This window comes from Streptomyces sp. NPDC127084 (genome assembly GCF_042724175.1).
GTDB lineage: Bacteria > Actinomycetota > Actinomycetes > Streptomycetales > Streptomycetaceae > Streptomyces.
On the sequence record NZ_JBHXFA010000053.1, the window covers coordinates 1 to 16,379 of the forward strand.

A 16,379-nucleotide genomic window follows, 5' to 3' on the forward strand; every position below is an offset into this window, starting at 1 on the left:
ACACCTAGCCCACCCCCGCCCACCCCCACCCCTCACCCCCGACCGCGCGAAGGCGACGCTAACTCTCAGCGAGGCCACTGCGCTGAACTCACCGCACGTCGTCGGCAGCCGGCCACTGACCCCCGCCCCACCCGGCAGCACGGATCCTGCTACGGCCACTGGCGACTACGTTCTCGACCCTGAGACCCGCGTCATCACCCGCACCCACAAGGGTGCTCTGAAGGACGACTCGTCGCTGACCGTCAGCCTCGTCGCACCCGGGATCCACCGAGAGTCCGCTCCCGAGACACGTATCATCCCAAGCTCCGCGCCCCCTGCTCCTCCTGTTGTACGGCAGGTCGTACCGCTCTTCCACTGGGACCGGCCTGAGTCGGGGCAGAGTCGGCGCCGGGGCAATGCCGTCCGCGTGTACCTCGACCGCCCTTGGTGGAACTCGGGGCCCGGCGAGTTGCTGGGGGTCGTCGTGGCACCCGGAACAGACGAGCCGTCTGCCGCCTTGCGGCAATACCTCACGGCCGTCGGCAGCGATCCTTCCGTGGTCACACCGGCCGTCACGCCCTGGCTGCGGCTGAACTGCTTCCCCCGATCCACCGCCAGCGCGTCCTCAGTGGAGCTGGCCGAGTACGAAGACGACGTCGTCGCCGTCGCCGGTCACCCGGTCGCCTTCGATTCGGCCCGCGACCTTTGGTACTGCGACATCGAAGTGCGGACAGTCGATGGGGCGCCCTTCGCTTCCTGGTTCCCCTTCCTGCGCCTTGCCCTCGTGCGATACCAGCCGCACTCCCTGGACAAGTGCTCCGTCTCCACGGTGGTCCAGGCTCCCATGGCGCAGCTCACCCCGGAACGGACCGCCGGCATCAGTACCAGAGGCAACGTCACCGCCGTCACGGTCACCGGCCCGGCGTACACCAGAACCTCGCGCGGCAATTCCCGTCCCACCATCCAGGCATCAGTCGAGCAGGCAAACCCGTCCATCTCCGATCCGCATCTGCGCTGGGAGGACATCAGCACTTCCGTCGTCACTCTCAACGCCACCGGAACGGGCGCGAATACCACGTGGGCCGGCAACGTGCCGATCCCCGCACAGCCATTCGGCAACGCACCGTTGAGGTTGCGCTTGATGGAGACGGAGACCCACCTGGACGGCCGCGAGCGTCTTGTCTACCTGGACTTCCTGCCCATAAGGAACTGATTGCAGTGCACTGGGCTGCCCGGGGCCGGACGGCAACAGCGGTCCGGCCCCCGGGCGCACTGCGCGGAACTTCCACCAGGTCTGCCTCACTTCCATGGAGGGATCGGAGAGGAACCGAGCTGGTCGCAGCCGTCACGAAACCGATCTGCACCTTCCACAAGGGGCCGGATCACCACTGCCCGGCTGCGGCGGCCTGCCGCGGTACGACTGCCGCGGGCGACGGCCCGCGTCGAAGCCCTGGTGCGCCGTGACAGGCCGCGTCGCACACAGCCTCACGGTGCCGGCTGGTTGAGTTGCGCGGTGAGTTCCTGCCGCGTGGTGATGCCGAGCTTGTGGTAGATGCGATGGAGGTGGTTGTCCACGGTCCGAACGGAAATGGTCAGGCGGTCCGCGATGTCCCTGCTCGTCAGACCTTGTGCGGCCAGCATGCCGATTTCGAGCTCCCGTCCGGTCAAAGTGGCGCCCGCCCTCGCACGGACCAAGGCCGGACTGCGGGCGCCCTCACACCGGTCTGCCAGTCGCCTCGACCTGATGGCAGCCGCCTGTGCCGGTCTCTGGGAAACCTTCTCCCAGAAGGCCGCAGCCGTCGCATAGGCCTCGGCCGCCAGAAGGTCCGCACCGAGCGCCTCCACCTGCTCACCGGCCCTGACGAGTCCCTCCGGGTCCTCGTTGGCCCACGCGGTCGCGAACAAGGCACGTGCCTCGTGGAAAGGGCTGTCAGTCGTCGCGGCGATCTCCTTGAGCCGACCGGCGGCCTCCCTGGCGCCTCCGAGCCGCGCAAGGTCAGTGAGCAGCAGCGCCTCGGTACCGGTCTCGTTCCGGTTCCGTGCCTCTCGAGCGGCACTCGACAGCACCCGGCGGGCGTTGCTCGCCTCGCCCCGGGCGGCCGACAGCCACGCCTGCCCCAGCATCTCCTCCGGGGTGTGCAGGGACATCTCCAGCCGGCAGCGTTCGGCCCACGCCTTCTCCGCGGCTTCGACGTCTCCCAGCAGCCCGGCAGCGGCAGTAAGTCCGGCGAGCGCGGTGGCGAGGGGGCAGGCTGCGTGAGGCCGGGACCCACTCGCCACCTGGGCGTACCAACGGCGTGCCTCCATCGGGTGACCGGCGAGCCACTCGGCCCGGGCGAGATGAAAGCTCAGCACACGTTGGTTCAGACCCGTTGCCGCGAAGTGGCCCACCAGCGAGGCGTGCGCCTGCCGCGCCGCCGTGCGGGCGTCGTCGAGGCGACCACCCTCGGTCAGTGCGATGATGCGGACCGCCTGCTCCATAGGCGCGTCCGCGTCGAGGTCGTATGCGTCGTCGGCCGCGGAGGACTCGGCGATGGCCCGCTCCGCCAGGGCGAGAGCTTCATGGGTCAGCCCGAGGGAGGACAGTGCGAGCGATTTCGTGGTCACCGCGACACGCCACATGGTGAAGTCGTAGGCGTGCGGGTCGGTCAGATCGAGGCTGTCGCACAGTTCCCGGCTGCGCACCACGTCACCGGCGGCCCATGCGCAGGAAGCCTCGTTGGCCACCAGTGCGAAAACGGCCTGCGGCACTGGTGACACGACTTCGGCAGGATTCCAGGACCGAGGCGAGCAGGGCCGGCGGGCTGCCGAGTCCCCACATGAGGTTCCGGGTCCGCAGCAGTGTGACCGCCAGGGCCTCCTCTTCCCCATGAGCCTCTGCGTCGGCGAGAGCCAGCCAGTGCTCGGCCTCTCCGGCCTCGCCCGTCTCAAACAGTGACTTCCCCATCAGCAGGCGCGACCTGACGGTGTGCCGTCCCTCGGGCACCGCGTGGAGCAGCGAGAGGGCGCGGCTGTACTCGCCGGCGTGCGTGGCGAGCGCGGCGGCCTGGACCAACAGCTCCGGATCCGCGTGTCCCGTCGCAGCCAGGCGATGGGTAGCGAGACGGAGGGCATCCTCACGCCGCCTGGCCCCGTGCCGTTCCACGACGGCGATGTGCTGCAGGAGGGTCTGCTGCCGACGCACCATTGACATGTCCTCGCGTAGCACCTCCCCGTACAGAGGATGGGCCAAGCGGGCGCTGATACGGCGCTGTTCCCGACCGACCAGGATGAGCCCGGCCTTCTCCAGTTCGTCGACTGCCGGAAGATTCCCTTCCTCCGCGAGCGTCGCCGTGGACAAGGGTTCGCAGAGGGCGAGCGTGTCGAGGACGCGTCGCCCCCGGGAGGAGGTGCCGGCCAGCCGTGCCCGGATGAGGTCGGTCAGGCGGCGGGTGCTGGTGGATCGTGGCACTGAGACGTCCCACAGCTCACCGTCGTACACCAGCGTCCCGGCCGTCGCCGCACCGAGGACCAGCTCACGGAGGAACAAGGTGTTACCCCCACTCGCGGAGTGGAGGTAACGGACAGCGTGGCTGGCCACCGAGCCGCCCAGGGCTCCCTCCAGCAGCGCCTGGACCTGCGGCGGAGACAACTCGTAGAGGTCGACGCGGTGCACGGCGTCGCCGCCGGACAGTCCTTCGACCGCATCGCCGTGCGGCTCCCCGGTACGTACCGTGCCCACCAAGAAGACCGCGTTCGCGTCCATCAGCTGCCGCAGCAGCATGGCCGAGGCCGTGTCGAGGAATTGCACGTTATCGACCAGGAGGAAGAGCCGTCCGGTCTCGTAGTAGCGCTCACGAAAGGACTGGCTCGTAGCGGCGAACCCCGCCACCGGGTCGGACAGCTCGACGTCATCGGGCAGGAGGTGGGCGATCGCGCCCAGGGGAACCGCCGCCGCCGCGGATGTCGCCGTCGCCCGGCCCGTGGCGCATCCGCTTGCAGCCACATGGAGCAGGCACTCGTCGGCCAGACGGGATTTGCCCACACCAGCCCGGCCATGGATGAAGAATCCGTTCATCCTACGGTCGGACATGAACCGGTCGAAGTCGTCCAGTTCACTGGCCCGCCCGACAAAGGGCCACCGGCCCACCAATCGCGCCCGCAAGGCCTGCCCTGGCTCGTCGCTCATGATGCCGGTGCCCCGTACGCGCGTGCTGAGCCGATAAGAATGAGCAGCCTAGCAGCGCGGCGCGACAAGGAGCAGCAGTCACTCACGCGTCCCGCCGTCCGCGGGAGGTGGGAGCAGAGGCTCGGGCTGGTGAAGCAGACAAGAATGCACTGCGCTGGAGCACAGCAGCCAGACACCTGCGTCGGCGAGTCGACGCGGAGGAGGCCCGACTCGACGCGGGGCGCGGTGACGTCTGGCGGGCTCCTCAGTGCGCCCCGGTGCGTCGTACAGCATCGGCCGTCCAGGAGAACGGCTGCGCCCCCGGAGCGCACCGGTGCGGGTGCCCAGGACACCGCCTCTCTTCCGGTGGCGGCTGGTCGGTCCTCCCGGAGGCAGCATCCGCGGGTCAGTCGCAGGTGTACGTGAAAGACACCGACGTGGTGTGCGAGGTGGGAGCGAGGATGTCCACCACAGCTCGGGCTTGGTGGACGCCAGTACCGCGGAACGACCAGGTGAGCGGAAGGCGAACCTCCTTCTGGCCGGCGGCAACGGTCTGCGTCAGCACTCCGGAATCCGTACCGTCACTGCGGATCCAGCGGTAGCGGATCTTGCCAGCCGCTCCGTTGGTCGCCGCGATCGCCACGAGGTTGGCCGCTTCACCACAGGTCACACTGGCCTTGTCCGTTCTCGCGGTGATCCCGGATATCTGCAGGTCCGGACGGAGCTGCAGCCAGTAGCCCACGGCGAGAGCGGCCAGGAACAGCCCGCCCGGAACCACCCAGGGGAAGCGGCGACGCCTTGCCTTGTCCCGTCGGCGGCGCAACCCTGGGGACGCGGTGTGGTTCTGCCACACGGCCGTGATATCGCCGAGGTCTGACTTCTCGTCAGGCAGTCGCACCGTAGCCTGCGGTTGTGCGCCGGTAGGATCCGTCACGTGTATCGCGGTGTTCCACACCGTCACTGCCTCGGAGCCAGCGGCGCCATACCGCTGTGCCGCAGCGGGTGGCGCCGCCTCCGGCTGCGGCGCCCTCCAACCCGTCGTCAGGTACTCGGGGCCCTCCTCGGCCGCAGGGCGTTGCATGGGCCGCTGTCGGTCGGTCCGGCGGTCTGCTGAAGGATGCATGATGAACCGCTCCTGTCAGCGGGGTTCCGGAATGATGACGGCGCACTCCGGTGAGGGCATGTCCCTATAGGTGCTGCCGGACGCGTTCGCGGGTGTGGTCGTCACCTGCAGGCCCCAGTACCCGGGGCATTCGTCGAACGCATGGCGGTAGGACAGGTTGTACGTGGTCCGCCCTCTGAGGGAATACGTCTCGGAAGCCCCGTCGCGCATCCCGGGGTTTCCCGGAAGCTTGCTGTTGTACCAAGTCAACGTGAGAGTCACCGGATCGGTGTTCGTCGTGGTGACGGTCAGGTCCGCGTCCGCTCCTCGCAGTCTTGTGGACTCCCGCAATGAGGAGATGGTCACGGAACGCACCGCCACCGGCGCTTCCACTGGCGGCACCACCGGGGGCGGGGCTGACGGTGCGGAGGGCCGCTCACCGCTCGGCGTGGGCGCCGGTGTGTTCGGCTCCGCGGCCGGAGGCCTTTCGACTTCGGGAGGAGCAGCGGGGGGCGGCGGGGTGGCCGACCCTCCCGAGCCCGGGTCGATGGGGACGGCGCCCGCACCCCCGATGGAAGAGCCGTCGGCATTCGTGAACGCCGGAACCGGCACGGTCGGGGACGACGCGGAGGTAGAAGCGGACGGGGAGCTCTGCTCGGTGGACGAGGAGGAGGTGGGTTCACCGGGCCCGGTCGCCCCTGCCTGACCGTGCACCGGCGAGGGCGAGGCCGCGGCACGTTCGTGGGCGGAGTTGTCGAAGAGCAGGATGCCGCTCACCGCGGCAACCCCCAGCAGCACCCCGGAGCCTGCGAGGGTGGCCGTGCGAACCGGGTGCTTCACCCCCTTCCACCTGCGGCCGGTGCTCGGCCGACTTGATGTGCCGTCTTGCCGCCTCGGCCCACGGTCCTCCCGCCCGGTGCGCTCCCCTGCGGAGGTCGTGCCGCCGTCCGGATTCCCCAGGTCCGTGGTTGCCAGGGACGTCGTGGCGTCGGCCGCATCCCCCACCGGGCCGGTGACCGGCAGCAGCAAGCCGGCGACTACGGCCAGGGCGCAACGGCCCCGTTCCTCCCAGTCCGCCCCGTAATGCGAGATGGCGACGCGTTCCAGCTCGGTGAGGAACGCTTGCGCCGAGCCGGGCCTGTTCCGAGGATCCTTCGCCATGCCGTGGAGGATGAGGGGACGCACCGGCTCCGGGGCCGTCGCCACGTTCACCGCGGCCGTCAGGTGCTGCGAGGCGATCTCCGCCAGGCTGTCCCCACCGAACGGCCTCGCTCCCGTCACGCATTCGAAGAAGGTGACCGTGGCGGCGTAGACGTCGGTCGAGGGCGACGCGGACGCGCCTTGCCACTGCTCCGGCGCCATGTACATCGGCGTTCCGGCGCTGACAGGGGTGCTGCCCTCGCGGGCCGCGATGCCGAAGTCGATGAGTTTGGAGACGCCTTCCCGAGTCACCAGCACGTTCTCGGGCTTGTAGTCGCGGTGGATGACGCCGGCGACGTGCGCGACGGACAGTCCGAGCAGGGAGCCCTTCAGGACGGCCAGCGCGGCCTCCGGCGTGGTGGCTCCGTGCTGGCGCAGTACGGTGCGCAGGGAGCGCCCGTCGATCAGGTCCACCACCATGGCGGCGGATCCCGAGCCCTCCACATACCGGTGGAGCCGTGCGATGTGAGGGGAGTCGAGTTCCTGGAGCAGCCGGGCCTCGGCACGGAACTCTGCGATGAACCGTGGATCTGAGGCCAGTTGGTCATTGAGGTACTTGATCGCCACGGAGCGTTTGGTGGCCAGCTCGACCGCCATCACCACACGGCCACTGCCCCCTGAACCCAGCTCGTGCATCTCGTGGTAGCCGGGGACGGACCAGGAACTCACGGTCTGATTCTGCCTTTCCTCTTGGCGGGCCGATTGTTCGGCGTTTGCAGTCTTCCGGCTCGCGTGGGAGGGAACATGAGTAAGCGCTACTCCCTCTCCCATGGCGGAGGGTCGTTATGACCGAAGCATTGTGGAATACCCGCTACGGAGTTGTACGGTGGCGGCTCCCGACGCGCTGCGGTGCAGTGGTCCTCGCCGTCGGCTCGTCCGGACGCCCGGACATCGCTCGCGCACCGCGCAGGGCTGCACACAAGGCCCGAGGCGTTCGAGGTCGCAGCGTCCGCGATGCGCCTGTAACCGAGATGCTCGCCGCTCACGTCACACAGCACATTCACATGGCCGATCCTCCACGGGGCGGTATATGGACCCCGCGCCGCCACTACTGATCTTTTAAGTTCGGTGGGTGTGGTGGGTGGATGGTCAGGCCGGTGTGGGCGAGGAAGGACCATGGCAGCTCGGGGTTGTTGATGCGGTGGATGCCTTGTTCGGCGACGTCGGCGAGGTGGTCGCCGGCGAGGTTGGCGAGTTCACGCTTCTTGAGCAAGGACCACAGCAGTTCCACCAGGTTCAGCTCGGGAGCGTAGGCGGGTAATCGTTCCAGGGTCAGCCAGTCCTGCTCGGCGGCCCAGGCCCGCATCGCCCGGCTCCAGTGGGCGGACAGGCCATCCCAGACCAGGACCACCCGCTCGCCGCGGTAGAACACCTTCATCTGCTCCAGGACCTCGATGAGGGCGGCGGTGTCGTAGCTGCCGGGCTTGAGGTGGAAACACAGGCGGGCCCCGCGGGGTACATGCGTCCCCCGTTCGGCCGGTGCCTGCCGGTGCCTGCCGGTGCCTGCCGGTGAAGAGTGACGTAGGCGTCGGGGCGTCAGCCCATGATTGTACGGCGTATCGGATACTTTGAGTTGTCATCTTTGCGTGTTCGAGGGCGGTCGACCATGACGGCAATGACGATGTGCCGGGAATCCACAGATCATGGCATTCGGCCGTGAATCGGGTGGATAAAGCGTCAAACGCGGCAGCCTGCGAAAGTGGGGGTACGGTCGCTTCCCCAGTGAGTTCACACAACGAGTGGGACCCACTGGAGGAAGTCGTCGTGGGGCGTCTTGACGGGGCGACAATCCCTTCCAGGCACCCGGTCGTGGCCTGCAACATCCCCGGCGGGACCGCACGGTTGCAGGGGCTTGCCGCCGGCTTCCGGTACCCCCGTCTGCTCGTTGAGCAGGCTCAGCACGAGCTGGACGAATTCGTCGGTCTTCTGCGGTCCCTCGGTGTCACGGTCAGACGCCCGGATGCGGTCGACCACCGAAGGCGCTTCGGTACGCCCGACTGGTCGTCTCGGGGATTCTGCAACACCTGTCCCCGAGACAGCATGCTCGTGATCGGTGACGAGATCATCGAGACACCCATGGCATGGCCGTGCCGCTACTTCGATACGCATTCCTACCGCACGATCCTCAAGGACTACTTCCGGCAGGGCGCGCGCTGGTCGTCAGCACCGAAGCCCCAACTCACCGAAGATCTCTTCGAGCCGGGATTTCGAGCGCCATCGCTCGGCGAACCCATGCGCTACATCCTCACCGAGTTCGAGCCGGTATTCGACGCGGCAGATTTCATCCGTGCCGGGCGAGACCTGTTCGCTTTGCGGAGCAATGTCACGAACAAGCTGGGCATCGCCTGGCTGCGCCGCCACCTGGGACCTGGCTACCGAATCCATGAAATCGAGAGTCGTTGCCCCACCCCCATGCACATCGACACCACACTGGCCCTCCTCGCACCCGGCAAAGTCCTGGTAAATCCGGAGTACATCGATGTCGACCGTCTGCCCGATTCACTGCGCTCGTGGGACAAACTCATCGCCCCCGAACCCGACCCGATCAACGAGCGGCTACTGAGAGCCACTTCAGCGTGCGGGAAGTGGCTCAGCATGAACGTTCTCATGCTCGACGAGAAGCGGGTCATCGTGGAGCGGCATCACACCCGAATGCTCCGCGCGCTCGAGAAGTGGGGCTTTGAACCACTCCCCTGCAGCCTGCTTCACTACGCACCGTTCGGAGGCTCCTTTCACTGCGCAACCCTCGACACCCGGCGCCGCGGCTCCCTTGAGGACTACTGCTCGACGACCAGACCCCGGAGTCCCTCACCCGACTCTCCTTCCAGGTCGGAGTGATCAGCTCGGTGCTGGCCATGGGCCAAGTCGCCACCCTGCTCGGTTCACGTCGCCGGGACGGGTCGCAACAAGCACGGAGGCATGCCGTCGCCATCACTGAGCTCACGTCGGGCACGAGCCGGACCGGTTGCTCTTCCAGCCGTCTACCAGCCGTAAGGCGTCACCCACGGCGCCCCGCCGTCGCGGCGGCGCAACCGCTTGACGCTGACGTCAACGACGCCACACGGACGGCATGATCGCCAAGCCGAACGGCCGAAGTTGGAGGCTTGCGCCTCCGTTCTTGGCTGGTTGCCCGTTTCCGCGGAGCGGAAGGTTGCGGGTATGGAACCCTGCCGAGCAGGGGGTGCCGTGCGTGTGTCCTCAGTGCTCGACCACGACGCAGGTGAGCGTCACGTTGTCCGTCTTGACGACGAATTGGGACCCGCTGAGGCCGCCGATGTCGAACCTGCCTCCGCTGTCGGTTGAGACGGTGCCCGAGCTGGACCCCGAATAGGTCACCTTCGAGCCGCCGGGGAATCCCACACCCCACAGGTGGTACTTGCCGTTCGACTCTCTTTCGACATTGCACGTCGCACCGGGTGCGGCGCCGGGCGCTGTGGTGTTCGACGCGTATGCGGAAACCGCAGGGCCCAGCGCGAGCACGGGGGCCACCAGGGGCGCGAGTGCTGCGATACGACGGGTTCGGTTCATCGTTCTACCTCCCTTGGGCTACCAGGTGGGGGGCCGGTCGGACGTTCGGCACCCGCCACCGGCGACCGGTCACACAGGGCACCGATGAGGAATGACTCACTCCTTTCCACCGTAAGCACATCGCCTCACATGGGCGATGCGAGAAGGCGATGCGGGGATCTATGCGGTGCGCCCCCGCCCGAAGCGGCTCTACCGACCGCAGCGCCTTGCCACGGAGTGGATCGATCCAGGGTGGCCAAGGCGGCCCAGGATGCGACGGGCGGATCCCCTGGGGAAATGAGCGGCAGGGCCGCCTGGTACGCGGTACGGTGCGCCGATGTCAGCGATCAAGAAGTTCCAAGTCACCTTTGACTGCGCAGAACCTGAGCGCCTCGCTCGCTTCTGGTGTGCAGTGTTGGGGTACGTCACACCGCCGCCACCGGAGGGGTTCACCACCTGGGACGATTTCAATCGCACCCTGCCTCCTGAGAAGCAGGGATCATGGTTCGCCTGCAGTGATCCCTCAGGCGTGGGTCCGCGCCTGTACTTCCAGGGCGTCCCCGAGGGAAAAATCGTTAAGAATCGGGTGCATCTCGATGTCCGGGTCGGCACCGGGCTCGTGGGGGACGAGCGCCTCGCCGTGCTCCAAGCCGAGTGCGCACGACTGGTCGCGCTCGGTGCGACCCATGTCCGAACGCTGTACGCCGATGAGGACAACGAGTCGTGCATTTCGATGCTGGACATCGAGGGCAACGAGTTCTGTATCGACTGAGCATTTCCCGAGCCGGGGAGGTGGGGGAGCCACCTCCCCTGGGTCTCTCTGGTCTCGTAGGCGGTGGGAGTTGCCCAGCGAGGGCGGGGGTGTGAGCCGGGCGTTGCCGAGCATGGCGGTGTGAAGGCCGTCGCCTTTCCGGCGGCAGTCACGAAGGTTCTCCATGCCTTCATCCACGCGAAGACGTGCTCGACACGGGCCCGGACCGTGCGATGGGAGGTGCCTTTCCGAGCCGGCAGTTCGATGGGACCGCATTCACGGCGGTGTGGAATGAGCAGGGCGGTGCGACGGGTCGTCGTACATCCCGGAATGCAATTACAGACCGGCGATGTCCCCTGCCCTCCTCAGCACGGAGTCGAGCGCGTCCACCCCGGCTTGGCGCCGCCTCGCGCGCGACGCTCGGTCCTCCGGCACCAACCGCGCGGCAGTCTGCACGGCGTAAGCATCCGGGTCGCCGAAGGCAGACCGCGGGTGCTCTCCCGTATCCGCGCAGTGCACCGTGACCTCCTTGACCGCCTGGAGCACGACCGCGCGATCCACACCCGGCTGCATGGCCAACCGCACCTGGAAACGGGCCATCCACTTCTCGCGGTCCTTCTCCCCCACCGGGTCCGTCGTCCGGTCCTTCTTCACGTACCCTCCCGGGTGATCGGCAGCCATCCGTCACAGAGTGAGACGCCGACACATCGAAGCAGGTTGAGGAAACGAGAACCTGATGAGTTCAGGTGCCTGCCAGGGAGCCGTACCAGCGCCACCGACCGCTCCACTCACCGAGCCGAAGAAATAGCCGTCCACGACCCCGCCGATATTGCCGCGGTCAGCGTGTAGGTGCAGTCTTTCGCGAGCTCGAGGCTTCCGCCGCCGCTGTCGTTCAGTGCGGCGAGCGCCGAGACCAGATCACTCGGGTCGCACTTCACGTCCCACCCGTCGTGGAGTCCGTAGCGCTGCTTGTGACCGTGGTCCTGGTGGTCGTACTTCTTGCCAACCTTGTGCCTGTTGCCACCCTTCTCGTGGACCTTGGAGCTGTAGCCCTTCTCCTCGGTGCTCTCGACTCCCTTCGGTCATGGGGATGTCGCCCGCGTCAGGAGCACTGACGCCGACCGAGCGAGGGGCACGCGGGGTCCCTCGGAGACGGTGGGCTGCTTCGGGGTGACGGACTACCCAGCCTTTGCGGCGTGCGGGGTGGAGAGGGTCGTCGCGCTCCAGTGGGGAATTTCCCCGTGCCTGAGTCCATGGCGGGTCGGTCCTGAGCTGGGGTTCGCCAGTAGAACAGGGATCGACGGGCTGCGGCAGTGTCGGGGTGCTCCGCCCCAAGCACCCGCGTGATATCGGTGACCAGTACTGCGAGTTCGCGAGCTGCGATGTCCGGCCTTCCTGCCTCTCCGTGCCACCACGCAAGCCCCGCACGAACGGCCAGCGTGTCAGGGTGCTCCCTTCCGAGGACACGTGCTCTGTCCGCGAGCAAGACGGTAAGCGCCTCTACGGCTCCCGCGGCGTCACCGGCCACGCCGCGCCATCGGGCGAGACCACTGCGTGTGGTGAGTGTGTAGGGATGGTCCGGGCCGAGCGTTCGCAAGCAGTCCGCGAGTATTCCGGCGAAGTCGTCCGCGGCGCTCGTCGCATCCCCGGCGACTCCGGTCCACCGGGCGATGGCGCCGCGAGTACCAAGGGTTTGCAGATGATCCGGTCCGAAGATTCGGGTCAGGTCGGTCAGCAGTTCCGTCAGGGCGGTCCTCGCTTCCGAGGGGGCGCCAGCGGTGCCCCGCCACCGAGCGTGGTCCGCCCGTGCCGAGAGCGTGTGAGGATGGTCGGGGCCTAGAACGCGCATCAGGTCGTTGAGCAATTCCTGCGTTTCCGTGGCCGCCTTCCGCCATTCTCCAGTCATGCCGAGCCACCATGTCATGGTGCTCCGGGCCGTGAGTGTTTCCTGGTGGTCGGGACCCAGGACGCGGTGGAGGTCGGCCAGGAGGGACTCTGTCGCCGCTGCGGCGCCCCGCGGGTCTCCGGCAGCTCCTTGCCAGTAGGCCAGACTGTTCCGGGCCGCCAGTACGTCGGGATGCTCCGGCCCGAGCGCGGTGGCCAGGCCGGCCACCGCTTCACTCGTCGCCGATGCGGCGCCGGACGGGTCGCCTGCTACGCCGCGCCACCATGCCGTGAGGTGCCGGCAGAAGAGGACGTCAGGATGCTCTCGGCCGCCCAGTCTGGCTTCGGCTCGGGCGGTCAGCCGTGCGAAGTACGCGTTCGCCAGTTGGGGCATTCCGCATTCCCCCAGGCTCGTACCCGTACGGAGGAGCAGTTCGTGACAGCCGTTGCTCCACAGCGCTTCCTCGGCGTGGCCCATGAGTGCTTCGGCGTTCGCGCGGAGCATCGTGGCGAGGGCGTTGCCGTGAACGGCTGTAGGCGGCCAGGCGTGAAGGAGTGCGTCCGCGCAGGCCCGAGCCACGGTGTCGCGCGTGGCGCTGGGGAGGGATTCGCGGGTCGCTCTCTGCACCAGGGCGTGGATGCGCAGGTTGTCGGTCGGCGATTCTGATCCGTGGTCGGCCAAGCTCATTCTGTGCAGGCATCGCACAGCGCGCATCACGTCGTGGCCGGTCGGTTGGACCTCCGCAGTGGTGTGTGTCTCCGCTCTGCGTGCCGCCAGATAGGCGAGAGCAGGTGGCGAGGTCAGGACACTCAGCGGAACCCCGTTCGGGTCCAGCACGCTCGCGATCTCCAGAAGAGGACGGGCCACTCCAGCGGGCGTGAGCTTGTCCGCTCTCTCGATGGCCAACCGCCACGTGGTCGCAACGCTGTTCTCCTGGTCGTCGGGCAAGCTGCCCTCCTCCGGAAACAGGTCGCAGAGTGCTTGGCCGTTGTCTTCCAGGCGCTCCCTGTACTGGGAGCAGGTCAACGCCATGTCCACGAGGAAGGCTCGGGCCTGTGCCAGTGCCAGCGGAAGGCAGCCCAGCTTGCTGACGAGCACGTCGATCTCGTCGGGATCCGGGGCACGGCCGTGCGCGGTCAAAGCTCGTGCGAAGTACGAGTGGGCCTCGGAGGGAGTGAAGGGCCCAAGGCCGAAGCGCTCCCGGGAGGGACTGATCAGGGCGGCGTCACGGCGCCGGGTCGTGATGAGGGCTCTCTCTTGGCTGCCCGGGTGCGCGGGAGGCCAAAGACCGCGCAGGTCAGCGGTATTCGACACGTCGTCGAGCACCACGAGCCATCTGCGGTCGGTGGTCTCGGCCCAAGCCAGGAACCGCGCAGCGGCTCCCTCAAGGTCACGTCCATCGGCGCCCGCCACTTCCACGCCGGCACGGCCGTAGCCTGTGATGAGGGACGACCGGCTCGATGCGTTGATCCATACCAGCAGGTCGATGGATCCCGCCTTCCAAGCCGCACGTGCGTAATGGGCGGCGAGTTGCGTCTTCCCCACCCCTCCGGGGCCGGTGATCACCTGGGTCGGCGCGAGCGTCGCCTCCTCGCCCAGGGCTCGCTGGAGTCTCTGAAGGGCGTCACGCTGTTCAAAGCAGTCGGCCTCTCGCGGCACGACGCCGATCCAGTGGGGCCAGCTCACCACCGGTTTCCCCTGGTAGAAGTGGTTGTGCTGTCGGCCGCCGTCGCCGGTCTGGAACGCTGCAGGGGCGTAGAACTCGTTTTCGGAGACCGTGCCGTGCACGCCGCTGGCCAGGTCTGGACCTGTCATCAGGCAGAACCGAAGTGATTCGTCTGCGTACTGGCCGCGCCGGTCTGGAAGGGAGCCGCCGAGTGGAAGTGATTGCCCGTCACGGCACCACCGGCCGCTCTCCCAGTGGCGATGTCACTCTGCTGCAGCAAAGCGATTACGTCGCTTTGCGCCGGCACGGGCAGCAGAGGCAGGAGAACTCCTTGTACCAAATGCCTGACCTCTGGACGCAGGGACTCGTCGAGGGCGAGTAGAGCCTGTACGTTCGTCTGCCAGACGGCGGCGAGAACCCCGCTGTTTTCCTCTGCGACATCGGCCGACCTCTCCGCCAACGCGTCGAGATCGCCGGCGACCGCATCCGCTTCTCCCGGGCGCACGCGACGCCACAACGCCACCAGGCCGTCACGCGCCTGCTGATAGCCGTCGGTCGCGGCTACTCCCACCAGCGCAGACGCTGCAGCCAATGCGAGCGGATCCATCGGCCCCCCTGTGATTGCAAATGTTCCGGTACGCAAGAATGGCGACGCCGAGACCTCATTGTCCGTCGACGTCCACGGAATGGACAGCGCTTCTCCAGAACTGGGTTCGGGGTCTCCGCAGCCAGTGCCGTCATCGACGGCGGCCACTGACGGACCGCGGCTCCCTGTTTGCCAGATGACTCGTCAAAGGGCCTCCGCGGTGCACGGGTGCTCACCGTGCTGCGCCGCAGGTCGAGGCACGGGTGATGCGATCAAGCACGCACGCAATGCAACTCGGCGAGAGTGCCGGGCAGCGCAGCTCTACGCTCCCGTGCCGTCCTCGTACCGGGCACGCTGGCGGGAAGCCGGCTGGTACCGGACTCCGGCGGTTTCGTCCACGCGGGACAGCAGAAGCTCGCACGGAGGCTCGAACCGTTGCGCGAACTCATGGGCCGCGTGCTCACCCAGGAGCTGCCAGGGCAGGGCTGTCCGCTCGTCGGTGAGGTCCTCGATCCGCTGGCGCAGGCGCAAGCCCTCCGGCAGTACCCGGCGGTCCGCCGCCAGTCCCTTGTGGGTCAGCGACTCCCAGCCCTCGTCGATCTCTTCCCCTGTGTGGCCCCGGGACTTGCTCAGCCAGTCGTCCTCGTAGCACAGCCATTCGTTGTGGAGGATGGAGATCTCGGACGAGGTGAGACCGGCCGCTGCCACCAGAGCCCAGTGCGTGTCCCCTCGCCACTCGCGCAGAAGGTTCACCGCGTGCCAGCCGGAGAGCAGCGGGGAGTCCGGGCGGGGCATGGACAGGGTCGCTCCGAACAAGGTACGCCCGAGCAGCGGTAGTTGGTCGACAACCGACCACAGCGCGGGGCCTATCTCGCACAGCGGGTCGACAATGCCGGGCGCGTGGCGGCGTAGTCCCTCCTCGATCGCCTCGTCGCGCGCGTCCCAGAAGGCGCGGAAGCCGTCCGGGCCTTTCAGCAGATCGAAGGTGAACCGGATGCCCGCGGGACTGATGGATCCGAACGCGGCGATCAGCGCGTCAGGGCCCGCCGGGGCGAACGGTGCGCCCCGGGACGCGATATACCCGATGGGCCCGGCCAGAACGCTTTCCAGGCCGAGTTGTTCATAGCGGGCCAGTGCACCGGGATCCCAGAAGATCCAGCCCACGGTGGTCTGTACGGACCGCGCGTTCCGGCGGCTGATCTCGTACCACTTGCCTCCGGTCCCCGGACCGACGTGCGGTTCAAAACCCATGACTGTACGCCTCCTGACCTGTGCCGCACTGGCTTCCGGTCAGGGCACCGCAAGCCGCCCGACGCCCCGACACCGCATCATGCGGCTTCGCAACGACGGCGTCCAGGTCGCATGTGCCCGAAGCGGGCGCGCTCTGACAGGGGCGCGCGGCGCTGCGGCATGGCGCGCCGGAGCTGCCTCGTCTCTACTGGCTGCCGGATGAGGCCGACGTTCCGCCGACTGTTCGCCGCCCTGCGAACGGCCCGACGTTCTGAACTCACCTGGGAGTGCGGGCTGGTCGGGGGGCCGCCTCTGGTGTATCGGTT

The 16,379-nt window shown here is 67.8% G+C and carries 12 protein-coding genes and 2 pseudogenes; 3 read left to right on the forward strand and 11 right to left on the reverse strand.

Annotated elements, in window-relative coordinates; genetic code table 11:
• Positions 1-1,192: pseudogene (locus ACFWI9_RS14915) on the forward strand (hypothetical protein); the annotation flags it as partial.
• Positions 1,193-1,464: 272 nt separating this feature from the next.
• On the opposite strand, the gene ACFWI9_RS14920 reads toward ACFWI9_RS14915, so the two are convergent.
• The 5 genes from ACFWI9_RS14920 to ACFWI9_RS14940 all read right to left on the reverse strand — a co-directional run bounded on the left by ACFWI9_RS14920 (position 1,465) and on the right by ACFWI9_RS14940 (position 7,869).
• Positions 1,465-2,706 carry a response regulator transcription factor gene (locus tag ACFWI9_RS14920; protein ID WP_387161999.1) on the reverse strand — a complete coding sequence of 414 codons (1,242 nt, stop codon included), beginning with the start codon at positions 2,704-2,706 and terminating at the stop codon, positions 1,465-1,467.
• Positions 2,669-4,147: an AAA family ATPase gene (locus ACFWI9_RS14925; protein ID WP_387162001.1), complete on the reverse strand. Its 1,479-nt coding sequence runs from the start codon at positions 4,145-4,147 to the stop codon at positions 2,669-2,671. The genes ACFWI9_RS14920 and ACFWI9_RS14925 overlap by 38 nt, the downstream gene beginning before the upstream one ends.
• A gap of 385 nt (positions 4,148-4,532) precedes the next feature.
• The gene (locus ACFWI9_RS14930) at positions 4,533-5,060 is read right to left on the reverse strand and encodes a hypothetical protein (RefSeq protein ID WP_387162002.1); all 528 of its coding nucleotides are present in this window, start codon (positions 5,058-5,060) and stop codon (positions 4,533-4,535) included.
• A gap of 204 nt (positions 5,061-5,264) precedes the next feature.
• Positions 5,265-7,097, reverse strand: coding sequence for a serine/threonine-protein kinase (locus ACFWI9_RS14935; RefSeq protein ID WP_387162004.1), 1,833 nt, complete (start codon positions 7,095-7,097; stop codon positions 5,265-5,267).
• A 379-nt stretch (positions 7,098-7,476) separates the two neighbouring features.
• On the reverse strand, positions 7,477-7,869 hold the full coding sequence (locus ACFWI9_RS14940) for a transposase (protein WP_387162045.1): 393 nt from the start codon (positions 7,867-7,869) through the stop codon (positions 7,477-7,479).
• Positions 7,870-8,084: 215 nt separating this feature from the next.
• Between ACFWI9_RS14940 and ACFWI9_RS14945 the strand changes: the two genes are divergently transcribed.
• Complete coding sequence (locus tag ACFWI9_RS14945) at positions 8,085-9,266, forward strand: amidinotransferase (protein WP_387162006.1); 1,182 nt, start codon at positions 8,085-8,087, stop codon at positions 9,264-9,266.
• Between the two features lie 360 nt (positions 9,267-9,626).
• On the opposite strand, the gene ACFWI9_RS14950 is transcribed toward ACFWI9_RS14945, so the two are convergent.
• Positions 9,627-9,956 carry a hypothetical protein gene (locus ACFWI9_RS14950; protein ID WP_387162008.1) on the reverse strand — a complete coding sequence of 110 codons (330 nt, stop codon included), beginning with the start codon at positions 9,954-9,956 and terminating at the stop codon, positions 9,627-9,629.
• Between the two features lie 316 nt (positions 9,957-10,272).
• Between ACFWI9_RS14950 and ACFWI9_RS14955 the strand changes: the two genes are divergently transcribed.
• The gene (locus ACFWI9_RS14955; RefSeq protein WP_387162010.1) at positions 10,273-10,707 is read left to right on the forward strand and encodes a VOC family protein; all 435 of its coding nucleotides are present in this window, start codon (positions 10,273-10,275) and stop codon (positions 10,705-10,707) included.
• 93 nt (positions 10,708-10,800) lie between these two features.
• Here ACFWI9_RS14955 and ACFWI9_RS14960 read toward each other — a convergent pair.
• The 5 genes and pseudogenes from ACFWI9_RS14960 to ACFWI9_RS14980 all read right to left on the reverse strand — a co-directional run.
• Positions 10,801-10,991 (reverse strand): annotated as a pseudogene (locus ACFWI9_RS14960) (transposase); the annotation flags it as partial.
• A 31-nt stretch (positions 10,992-11,022) separates the two neighbouring features.
• Positions 11,023-11,367, reverse strand: a complete 345-nt coding sequence (locus ACFWI9_RS14965) for a hypothetical protein (RefSeq protein ID WP_387162011.1) — start codon at positions 11,365-11,367, stop codon at positions 11,023-11,025.
• Positions 11,368-11,788: 421 nt separating this feature from the next.
• The gene (gene fxsT / locus ACFWI9_RS14970) at positions 11,789-14,386 is read right to left on the reverse strand and encodes an FxSxx-COOH system tetratricopeptide repeat protein (protein ID WP_387162013.1); all 2,598 of its coding nucleotides are present in this window, start codon (positions 14,384-14,386) and stop codon (positions 11,789-11,791) included.
• Positions 14,386-14,844: a hypothetical protein gene (locus ACFWI9_RS14975; RefSeq protein WP_387162014.1), complete on the reverse strand. Its 459-nt coding sequence runs from the start codon at positions 14,842-14,844 to the stop codon at positions 14,386-14,388. Before ACFWI9_RS14975 ends, fxsT begins: the two co-directional genes overlap by 1 nt.
• 300 nt (positions 14,845-15,144) lie before the next feature.
• A complete protein-coding gene (locus ACFWI9_RS14980; protein WP_387162016.1) occupies positions 15,145-16,074 on the reverse strand; it encodes a hypothetical protein in 930 nt (309 codons plus the stop codon).
• Between the last annotated feature and the right edge of the window lie 305 nt (positions 16,075-16,379).